The organism is Heliomicrobium undosum (assembly GCF_009877425.1).
In the GTDB taxonomy this organism is placed as follows: domain Bacteria; phylum Bacillota; class Desulfitobacteriia; order Heliobacteriales; family Heliobacteriaceae; genus Heliomicrobium; species Heliomicrobium undosum.
On sequence record NZ_WXEY01000001.1, the window covers coordinates 412,442 to 421,831 of the forward strand.

10 protein-coding genes are annotated in these 9,390 nt (G+C 60.4%); 1 reads left to right on the forward strand and 9 read right to left on the reverse strand.

The window, feature by feature from the left end:
* Window positions 1–187 precede the first annotated feature (187 nt).
* The 6 genes from GTO91_RS01975 to GTO91_RS02000 all read right to left on the reverse strand — a co-directional run bounded on the left by GTO91_RS01975 (window position 188) and on the right by GTO91_RS02000 (window position 7,036).
* Window positions 188–1,279, reverse strand: a complete 1,092-nt coding sequence (locus GTO91_RS01975; protein ID WP_161253996.1) for a type IV pilus twitching motility protein PilT — start codon at window positions 1,277–1,279, stop codon at window positions 188–190.
* Between the two features lie 17 nt (window positions 1,280–1,296).
* Window positions 1,297–3,009: a GspE/PulE family protein gene (locus GTO91_RS01980; protein ID WP_161253999.1), complete on the reverse strand. Its 1,713-nt coding sequence runs from the start codon at window positions 3,007–3,009 to the stop codon at window positions 1,297–1,299.
* The gene (gene aroB / locus GTO91_RS01985) at window positions 2,978–4,201 is read right to left on the reverse strand and encodes a 3-dehydroquinate synthase (protein WP_235918869.1); all 1,224 of its coding nucleotides are present in this window, start codon (window positions 4,199–4,201) and stop codon (window positions 2,978–2,980) included. Before aroB ends, GTO91_RS01980 begins: the two co-directional genes overlap by 32 nt.
* Window positions 4,201–4,812, reverse strand: coding sequence for a shikimate kinase (locus tag GTO91_RS01990; protein ID WP_161254002.1), 612 nt, complete (start codon window positions 4,810–4,812; stop codon window positions 4,201–4,203). Before GTO91_RS01990 ends, aroB begins: the two co-directional genes overlap by 1 nt.
* A gap of 24 nt (window positions 4,813–4,836) precedes the next feature.
* Window positions 4,837–6,018: a chorismate synthase gene (aroC, locus tag GTO91_RS01995; protein WP_161254005.1), complete on the reverse strand. Its 1,182-nt coding sequence runs from the start codon at window positions 6,016–6,018 to the stop codon at window positions 4,837–4,839.
* A 121-nt stretch (window positions 6,019–6,139) separates the two neighbouring features.
* Window positions 6,140–7,036 carry a shikimate dehydrogenase gene (locus GTO91_RS02000; RefSeq protein ID WP_235918870.1) on the reverse strand — a complete coding sequence of 299 codons (897 nt, stop codon included), beginning with the start codon at window positions 7,034–7,036 and terminating at the stop codon, window positions 6,140–6,142.
* 141 nt (window positions 7,037–7,177) lie between these two features.
* Between GTO91_RS02000 and GTO91_RS02005 the strand changes: the two genes are divergently transcribed.
* Complete coding sequence (locus tag GTO91_RS02005; protein ID WP_161254008.1) at window positions 7,178–7,318, forward strand: hypothetical protein; 141 nt, start codon at window positions 7,178–7,180, stop codon at window positions 7,316–7,318.
* 19 nt (window positions 7,319–7,337) lie between these two features.
* Here the strand turns inward: GTO91_RS02005 and GTO91_RS02010 are convergent, their stop codons facing one another.
* The 3 genes from GTO91_RS02010 to pyrF form a co-directional block, all read right to left on the reverse strand.
* Complete coding sequence (locus GTO91_RS02010) at window positions 7,338–7,877, reverse strand: YqeG family HAD IIIA-type phosphatase (protein ID WP_161254011.1); 540 nt, start codon at window positions 7,875–7,877, stop codon at window positions 7,338–7,340.
* A gap of 73 nt (window positions 7,878–7,950) precedes the next feature.
* Window positions 7,951–8,526: an orotate phosphoribosyltransferase gene (gene pyrE / locus GTO91_RS02015; protein WP_235918923.1), complete on the reverse strand. Its 576-nt coding sequence runs from the start codon at window positions 8,524–8,526 to the stop codon at window positions 7,951–7,953.
* Window positions 8,527–8,580: 54 nt separating this feature from the next.
* Window positions 8,581–9,318: an orotidine-5'-phosphate decarboxylase gene (gene pyrF, locus GTO91_RS02020; protein WP_161254016.1), complete on the reverse strand. Its 738-nt coding sequence runs from the start codon at window positions 9,316–9,318 to the stop codon at window positions 8,581–8,583.
* Window positions 9,319–9,390 lie beyond the last annotated feature (72 nt).

Sequence of the window (9,390 nt, forward strand, 5' to 3'; positions counted from 1 at the left end):
CTGTTCCACCTCAGCATCGGGGTTTAGCAGGGGCAGAGCCTGCAAAAGGAAAATGGGCCTAAAATCCTATTGACAGACAACGCCTTTGTGTACTCATTTTAATTCTATTGGGACGTCTTTGCAAAGAGATTTTTTTAGCCATTACATGTACTTTAATAAATCTTTAAACCTGACTAGGGCTCCCGACTCAATACATATCCATCATGTACCGCAACAGCGCATCAGGGTCGGCGACCTTTTTCACCGCCTCTTCTCGGGAAACGATCCCTTTGGTCACCAGATTCTTCAAGGCCATGTACATGGTCTGCATGCCGAGTTTGCCGCCCGTCTGAATCGCCGTGGCGATTTGATGCGTCTTGCCCTCCCGGATCAGGTTGCGGATGGCCGTCGTGCAAACCATGATCTCCTGGGCTACGACACGCCCCTTGCCGTCGGCGCGAGGCAGCAGTTGCTGGCAGACGACCCCCTGCAGAACCGTGGCGAGTTGGATGCGGATCTGGGCCTGTTGCCCCACATCGAAGACATCGATAATCCGGTCGATCGTCTGGGACACATCGTTGGTGTGGAGGGTGGCCATAACCAGGTGACCTGTCTCAGCCGCCGTGATGGCTGTGGCGATCGTCTCCAAGTCGCGCATCTCGCCAACAAGGATGACATCGGGATCCTCGCGCATCGCCGCCCGCAGCGCGCCGGCGAAGGAGTTTGAATCAAGCCCGATTTCCCGTTGGTTAACGATACTTTTGTTATGGCGGTGCAAAAATTCGATCGGATCTTCCAAGGTAATGATATGCTCGGCTCGCTCCGAGTTGATCAAGTCGATCATCGCGGCCAGGGTTGTCGACTTGCCGCTCCCGGTGGGCCCGGTGACGAGCACCAAGCCGTTGGGCCGGCGCGCCAAGGAAGCAAGAACCTCCGGCAGACCGAGTTCTCGAAAAGATGGGGGTTTTAGCGGGATAATCCGCAGCACCATGGCAGAACTTCCCCGCTGACGGAAGGCGTTCACCCGGAAGCGCCCAATAGCGGGAACAGCGTAGGAAAGATCTGCTTCACCCTTCTGCTCGAACAGGGCGAGTTGTTTTTCGTTAAGGATCTGACGGACCAGGGCGTCCGTGTCAGGCGGCATCAACGGACGAAACCAATCGCTATCGATGGGCGCGCCCAGTTCCTGCAGCGGTGTCAGTCTCCCGTTGATCCGGAAGGATGGCATCCGTCCGACGGTGATATGCACATCCGAGGCTTTGTTCTGAGCGGCCAGCATCAGGAGATCATTGATTTCCATGGAGGATTCCCTCCCCACTATTCATTGACATAGGCGACGCGCAGGATTTCCTGCACCGTGGTCAAACCCTGTCGCACCTTGTTCAAGCCGTCTTGACTGATCGGAATCATCCCATCACGGATAGCCTGGGCGGCAATAGCGTCGGCAGAGGCCCTTTCCATGATCAATTTGCGCTGTGCCGACGTGATGGTCAGGACCTCATGAATGGCGACCCGTTTCCGATAGCCCGTATTGTTGCAGGCCATGCAACCGCGTCCCCGGAAGAGGGTCAGCGGCGCGTCGTCGGGAACACCCAGGTAGATCCGTTCGGCCGATCCCGGTTCCGGGGTGTAGGGGCGCTTGCAGTTGGCGCAGACGCGACGCACGAGCCGCTGGGCCACGACCCCGACGAGGGAGGAGGCGACCAGGAAGGGCTCAACGCCCATATCGATCAGCCGGTTGACGGAGCCGGCTGCGTCATTGGTATGTAGGGTGGAAAAGACAAGGTGGCCCGTCGTCGCCGCCCGGACGCCGATCTCAGCCGTCTCCCGGTCACGGATCTCCCCGACGAGGATAACGTCAGGGTCCTGGCGGAGGACGGAGCGGAGACCGCTGGCAAAGTCGAGGCCGGCCCGCATGTTCACCTGCACCTGGTTGACGCCGTCCAGCACGTACTCGACGGGATCCTCGATGGTGACAATGTTTTTCTCGGGCGTGTTGATCTCGTTGATCGATGCGTAGAGGGTCGTCGTCTTTCCCGAGCCCGTCGGCCCCGTGATCAGCACCATACCGTAGGGGTTGCGGACCAGCATCTCATACCTCTTCAGCGTCTCTTCCTGGAAACCCAGTTGACGCAGGTCAAAGAGCACATTGCTCTTGTCGAGAAGGCGGATGACGCATTTTTCGCCGTGGATGGCCGGCAGGGTGGAGACGCGCAGGTCGATCATCTTGTCGCCCAATTTGGTTTGAATCCGCCCGTCCTGAGGGAGGCGTTTTTCGGCGATGTTCATCTTGGCCAGCAGCTTGATCCGCGACAGCAAAGCTGGGTGGGATGCCTTGGGCAACGTCAGCACATCGCGGAGGATGCCGTCACAGCGGAAGCGGACCCGCACGCCCCCCTCCTGAGGCTCCACGTGGATATCGCTGGCGCCTTCTTTCGCTCCCTGCTGCAGGATCGTGTTGACAACCCGGATGATGGGCGCGTCGCCGACAGCGGTGATCCGCTCCAACTCGCCCAGGTCGATGATGGCGCTTTCCTCTTCGGTGCGGTTGGCTTCCACCTCCAACCGCTTGATGTCCGCTTCCTGATCCTCATTCAACCCGTAGATCTTTTCAAATACCTGGTCGAGTTCTTCCTCGGCCACAATCGCCTGGTCGATCTCCAGGTTGGTGGCCATCTTGATGTCATCGAGGGCCAGCAGGTTCAAGGGATCGGCCATGGCCACCGTCAGCCGGTTCCCTACGCGCTTGACTGGCAGGCACTTGTGTCGCCGGCAGAGGTTCTCCGGAAGCAGTTTGAACACTTCCGGGTTCAGTTGATAATGGAGCAGCGAGATCGTCGGAATCCCCAACTGGAACTCTAGGACCTCGTTGATCATCTGCGGGGTCACAAAACCGAGGCGGACAAGCGCTTGGCCCAGGCGTTCCCCTTTTCGCCGCTGTTCGGCCAGCGCCTGCTGGAGCTGCTCGTCTGTGATCAGGTTGTATTCTTTTAAGAGGTCACCTAACTTCCGCCGGTTCGTCGCTGCCATCACAGACCCCCTGGATTTCTTCGATCACCTGGAGCGCCAAGCCGAGGGATACATCAGTGAGGACACGGCATTGACCGATCGCCCCGGGCAGGATAAAGGTGACCTGATCGTCGCGGTTCTTTTTGTCCATGGCCAGCGCCTTACGCCAGTCCTCAGCGGGAAAGGCGGGAAAATGGGCGGGCAGCCCTGCGGCCTTGACGAGGTTGCGGACCCGGGACGTCACCGTTTCGGGGAGACCGAGGACGAATTCGGCCAACCGGCAGGCGGCGATCAGTCCGACGGCGACGGCTTCGCCGTGGCGGTAGGTCTGATAGCCGGTGAGCGTCTCGAGGGCATGGCCAAAGGTGTGGCCGAGGTTCAGGATCGCCCGAAGGCCCGATTCCCGCTCATCTTGCTCCACAACGCCGGCCTTCGTCCGGCAGCAGTCAGCGACAACGCGCCGGAGCGCCGCCGCATCGAGGCGCAGCACATCGGCGCCAGAGGTTTCGAGAAAGGCAAACAAGGCGGGATCGCCCAGCAGGGCCGTCTTGATCACCTCGCCGTAGCCGGCGCGGACCTCCCGTGCCGGGAGCGTGGACAGGGTGTCCGTATCGATGATCACCCGCTTGGGCTGATAGAAGGCGCCGATCAGGTTTTTGCCTTCGCGGTGATTGACACCCACCTTGCCGCCTACACTGGAGTCCACCTGGGACAGGAGCGTCGTCGGGACCTGGACGAAGTCGATTCCCCGCATGTAGGTGGCGGCCAAAAATCCGGCCACATCACCCACGATGCCGCCGCCGAGGGCGACCACAGCCGACGTGCGGTTCAGCCGGGCCTCCACACAGGCGTCATAGAGGGCGGCCACCGTCTCGATGCGCTTATGGTCCTCCCCGTCGGGGATTTCCTTCGTGGCGACGGAAAAACCGGCCTTTTTCAAGGACTGGCGCAGCTTTTCGCCCCAGAGGTTATTGACGATCGCGTTTGTTACAATCAGGATCTTGTTTCCCCGCACCGTTCCGGCCAATCGCTCGCCGGCTTGGGACAGCAACCCGGCGCCGATTTCGATGGGATAGGCGCGATCGCCTAGACCCACCTCCACCCGAGTGATCGCCTCCGCGACCGTCGTCGTCATTGCTTCCTTTGACCTCGTTGCTGCTTTCGTTGTCTTTGCTTCATTCGTTGTCGTTGCTTCCGTCTTGGCTCCCGTCATTATTCGCCTCCTCCCTCAGCGCCTTCTTCGGCAAAGGTCCAGACCTCTCCCCGTTCCTCATTCCGGCCGCGCAGGTAGGAGAGGATAACCTCGACGATCTCAGTGACAGTCCGGCGGGAGGTGTCCACCGTCATGTCGGCGCAGACATAGTAGGGCGCCCGCCTCGCCATCATTTCCTGGATATCGTCGACACGGATGTCCTTTTTGATCAGCGGCCGGTGACCGCGGCGGGCGACCCTCGACCAGATCACCTCCGGTGTCGCCTCCAAACCGATGAGCACGCCATTTGATCGCAGGGCCGCCACATTTTCCGGTCTAAGCACAATCCCGCCGCCTGTCGCCACGACGACCCCTTCCATGGCAGCCACTTTCCGCGCCATCAGCGTTTCCTCAGAGCGAAAGCGCACCTCGCCGTAGAGGTCGAAGATCTGGGCGATGGTGAGCCCAGTCACCTGTTCCACTTCCGCGTCTGTGTCCACATACCGGTAACCCAAACGGGCGGCTAGGCGTCGGCCCACGGTGGACTTGCCTGTTCCCATAAAGCCGACGAGCACGATATTCTGTTTCCGCTGCCAATCGCTTTTTTCTTCAACATACATATGTCTTTCCATCCTCGGCGCCTCCATCTCAACCCCTCAGAAGCGCAGGGCCTGTTCCCGCATGGCGGCAACGCGCGCCTTCACCTGCTCAATCGTATCGCCGCCTGTCGTTTCGAGCAGGCTGTCGGCGATGACAAGAGCCAGGATGGCTTCGGCGACGACAGCAGCCGCCGGAACGGCGCAGGCGTCGGAGCGCTCCACCGAGGCGGCCACAGGCGAACGGCTGTCGATATCGACCGTCATCAAGGGCTTGTACAGGGTGGGGATGGGCTTCATGGCGATGCGGATGACAACAGGGGCGCCGTTGCTGATGCCGCCCTCGATCCCGCCGGCGCGGTTCGTGTTCCGCCCATAGCCCTTTTCCGGGACGTAGTGAATTTCGTCGTGGACCTGCGAACCGGGGCGCAGCGCCGCTTCAAAACCGAGGCCGATCTCGACGCCTTTGATGGCCTGAAGGCTCATCATGGCGCCTGCGATGCGTCCATCCAACCGCCGGTCTCCCTGCACATGGCTGCCCACGCCCACAGGCATGCCCAAGACGGCCAGTTCAACGATGCCGCCCAGGCTGTCGCCGCCTGCTTTGGCCTGGTCGATGGCGGCGATCATCGCCTGTTCCAGTTCGGCTTCGACACAGCGGACCGGAGACTGTTCGGCCCGCGCGGCGAGGTCTGCCCATTCCTTCTCCGTCCGGTCAATGGGCCCGCCGCTTGCGGCCGCGTCCCCGATGGCTGTCACATGAGAACAGATCCGGATCCCCACTTCGGCCAGGAGCCGCCGGGCCAACGCCCCCGCGGCGACGCGGGCCGCCGTCTCCCGGGCGCTGGAACGTTCCAGGATATTGCGGATATCCCGTTGATCGTATTTGATAGCGCCGGCTAAATCAGCGTGACCCGGCCGGGGTTGGGTCACCCGTCGCTCCGTCAGGTCCGCTTCTTCGCCGGCTGCCATGATGGCCGACCAGTTCTTCCAGTCCCGGTTTTCAATCTGAAGGCAGATAGGACCACCCAGGGTCCGCCCGCCCCGAATTCCCGAGAGGATCGCCGCCCGGTCCTTTTCAATGGCCATGCGACCTCCCCGGCCATGGCCCTTTTGCCGGCGCGCCAATTGTTCGTCGATGTCTTCCGCCTTAATGGAAAGACCGGCCACCATGCCCTCCACAATCACCGTCAACGCCAGCCCGTGCGATTCACCAGCCGTCAAATAACGTAACGCCGCCATCTGCGCAAAATCCCTTCTTTATTCGAATCTGCCAATGTATGCTACCCGATTTCGTGAAGATTCCACGTTTCACTTGTCTTTTCCTGCTCTTTCGCAATCCAGGCAGGATGCAAATTCTCCCTCAATTCCCTGTAGCCTTGGCCAGCGCCTCCGCCATTGTTGCGACCGGCGCCTCCCGGCCGGTCCATAATGCAAAGGCAGCCGCTCCCTGATGCAACAGCATGGGAAGACCGTTCTGGCAGCGGCAGCCCAGGGACCGGGCCGTTAACAGCAACGCCGTTTCGGGCGGGTTGTAGACCAGATCACAGACAAAAGGGCCGGGGGAGAGCCATCGCTCGGGGGGAAGCGGGTAAGGGATGACGCCATCCCCTTTCACCATCCCTGACGAGGTGGCGTTGACGACAAGGTCGGCCGCCTTCGCGCAGTCGCGCAGGAATGCCTCGTCCCAGCCGCCGGCGCGCAAGGTCACCCCTTCGGCAGATCTGCTTTGGCGTAAGGAATCTAGCAAAGCTTCCGCCTTATCGGGCGTTCGATTCACGACTGTAAGGGAGCGCGCGCCCCCATCGAGAAGGGCAAAGGCAACAGCCCGGGCCGCGCCGCCGGATCCCAGCAGCAACACCGATGCGCCGGCAACGGAGAAACCATCCTGCGCCAGGCCGCGCAAAAAACCGGTCCCGTCGGTATTGTGCCCCGTCGTCTTTCCATCTGCGGAAATGACGATGGTGTTGACGGCGCCCAGTCGTTTTGCCGAGGGATCGACAAGGTCTAACAGGCTCACTACCTGCTCCTTGTGGGGAACGGTCACATTGGCGCCCCGGTATCCGAGCGCTGCCAGTCCCGCAACCGCCTTTTCCAGTTCTTCCGGCCTGACCGCATGGGCGCCGTATCGCCAGTTGAGCCCCAACCGTTCGAAAGCGGCGTTGTGCATGGCCGGTGAAAAGGAGTGTTTTACCGGATACCCCAACAGCGCCACCCACTGCGTATGGCCGTCGATAGCGCCAACCATCGGGCGATCCATCGCGATTCCTCCCATCTTCCAGTATCTCAGTCGCGCCGGCTGCGCATCTTATAGTGGCGCAGCTCAGCAGGCATGTGCCGGTTCTCGAATGGTTATATTAAACATTGACGCCCAATCGATGGAAGAGGAGGCCTGTCCCGAATGGATAAAGGAATGCCTTTTGCGAACTTGAGCGAAGACCAATTGCAGGCGCTGTACAAGGCCGAACAACAGCTCAACGCCCAGTTGGCCGGAAATGACGAGATCATCGTCCTGGCCTACAAAAACGAAAAACCTCGCTAATGACAAGGAGGGTCGCCTTTTATGGCTGACCCTCCTTTGTTTTTTGGCGAAAAAAACGCTTGCGCCAGCGGCGGGGTTGGCGCTCCCGGAGGACCAGACGCTCTAACCGTCGGACGAGCCGGGTGCCGATAAACTCCCGGCGGCTGATCGGGTTGACCAGGATGGTATACAAGCCCGATCGGTTGCCGCCGAGCACATCAGTGAAGACCTGATCGCCGATGACGACCGTGTTTTCCGGCGTCGTCCCCAGCAGACTCATGGCCCGAAGGAAGCCCCGGCGCCGGGGTTTGCGCGCATTGGAGATATAGGTGGCGCCGCAGGTTTCCGCAAAGGTCTGGACGCGTTTTTCCTTGTTGTTCGACAATATGCAGAGCTTTATGCCATGACACTTCAGTTCTTCGAGCCAACAGGCGATTTCCGGACAGAGATGGTTCTCGTTCCACTCTGTCAACGTGTTATCGAGGTCGATGATCACACCCTGGACACCTTGGGCAACCAGTTCAGCCACATTCACCTGAGGAACGGCATCGACCCGCCGGGCCGGTTTCAGTATTTTCACTTGCTTTCCCCTTCCCGGTTTTATTTCTGCCGCTCTATGTTACCGAAAATCTGATTGGTCCCGCTTAAAGCTGTCAGTTGCGGCTTCCCGGTTTTATCGCCGGTGTACCTTCCTTACATAAGGGACATGCTTCCGGCGGCCAGGAAACAACCTCCATGGAAAGGGCGGCGCAGAAGGGGACGCCGAAGTCCACTTGACCGTTGGAACGGTCAACCAGCGACGCGACAGCCAGCACCCGTCCGCCGGCTGCGGTGGCGACATCAATCACCTCACGTACAGAACCGCCGGTTGTCACCACGTCTTCACAGACCACAACCGTCTCGCCCGGCCGGACGACAAAGTTGCGCCGCAGTGTCATGGTCCCGTTCTCCCGTTCCGTAAAGATGGACCGAACACCCAGTGCCCGTCCGACCTCATAAGCGACCAGGATACCGCCCATGGCCGGCCCGATAACCACGTCAGGAACGCCCACGGTTTTGCGGAGCAGGGCGGCCAAGTGTGCGGACAGCCGTTCCGTATGCTGAGGGTGTTGCAGAACCTGGGCGCATTGGACGTACCGGTTGCTGTGTCGACCGGAGGTCAGGCGAAAATGCCCTTCCAACAGGGCCTCGCTCTCGCGGAAAATCTGGAGAACCTGCTCGTGGCTCAACAGGGCGCTATCTACGAATCCTTCTATGATCTCCAACCTCATCGCGCTCCTTCTCTATTTTTTCCGGCGGGCCAATCCCTCGGCCATCTCTTCCACGATCCGGCGCGCCGCCTCAGCCCGGTCCGGCGCAGCCGTGATCGGACGTCCGACGACAAGATAGGACGCTCCGGCTTCCATCGCCTCCGCCGGCGTCATCACCCGCGCCTGATCGTTAGTGGCCGCCCAGTCCGGGCGAACCCCCGGCGTGACGATGACAAAATCGTCACCGCAGACCGAACGAATCGGCCCGATCTCCTGCGGCGAGGCGACGACGCCTTGCACCCCTGCCGATTGGGCGAGGCGCGCGAAGCGCACCACGTTCTCCTCGACACTTCCCGGCAACCCCACCTCATCGTTCAGAACGCCTTGGGAAATAGAGGTGAGCACGGTGATGGCCAAGACGAGCGGCCCCCCCTCCGCCTCGGCCCCTTGTGCTTCCCGCGCTCCCTGGACAGCCCGTCGCAGCATTTCCCCGCCGCCGGCCCCATGAACGGTGAACATATTCACCCCTCGCCGGCTGACGACCGATGCAGCCTTGCCGACGGTATTCGGGATGTCGTGAAACTTCAAGTCCAAAAAAACGGGATAACCCATGGACATGATCTCTTCTGTGACAGCGAAACCCGCGCTGTTATGCAACTGCATGCCCACTTTGAAGAGGCCGCAGCGCTCCCCGACATCGCGTACGATAGCCATGGCCTCGTCACGAGTATCCACATCCAATGCGACAATCAGGCGATCTTTTGCTTCCAATTCCGCTCCCCTTCCCCGTGATGCCTCTGGAATAGTATTTAATATCATGTTATTCTTCCCCTTTTTCGCCTT

Excerpts from the sequence above, each read along its gene's own strand:
- GTO91_RS01975 (WP_161253996.1), bottom strand. The coding sequence starts at position 1,279 with ATGGAAATCAATGATCTCCTGATGCTGGCCGCTCAGAACAAAGCCTCG.
- GTO91_RS01980 (WP_161253999.1), bottom strand. The coding sequence starts at position 3,009 with ATGGCAGCGACGAACCGGCGGAAGTTAGGTGACCTCTTAAAAGAATAC.
- aroB (WP_235918869.1), bottom strand. The coding sequence starts at position 4,201 with ATGACGGGAGCCAAGACGGAAGCAACGACAACGAATGAAGCAAAGACA.
- GTO91_RS01990 (WP_161254002.1), bottom strand. The coding sequence starts at position 4,812 with ATGGAAAGACATATGTATGTTGAAGAAAAAAGCGATTGGCAGCGGAAA.
- aroC (WP_161254005.1), bottom strand. The coding sequence starts at position 6,018 with ATGGCGGCGTTACGTTATTTGACGGCTGGTGAATCGCACGGGCTGGCG.
- GTO91_RS02000 (WP_235918870.1), bottom strand. The coding sequence starts at position 7,036 with ATGGATCGCCCGATGGTTGGCGCTATCGACGGCCATACGCAGTGGGTG.
- GTO91_RS02005 (WP_161254008.1), top strand. The coding sequence starts at position 7,178 with ATGGATAAAGGAATGCCTTTTGCGAACTTGAGCGAAGACCAATTGCAG.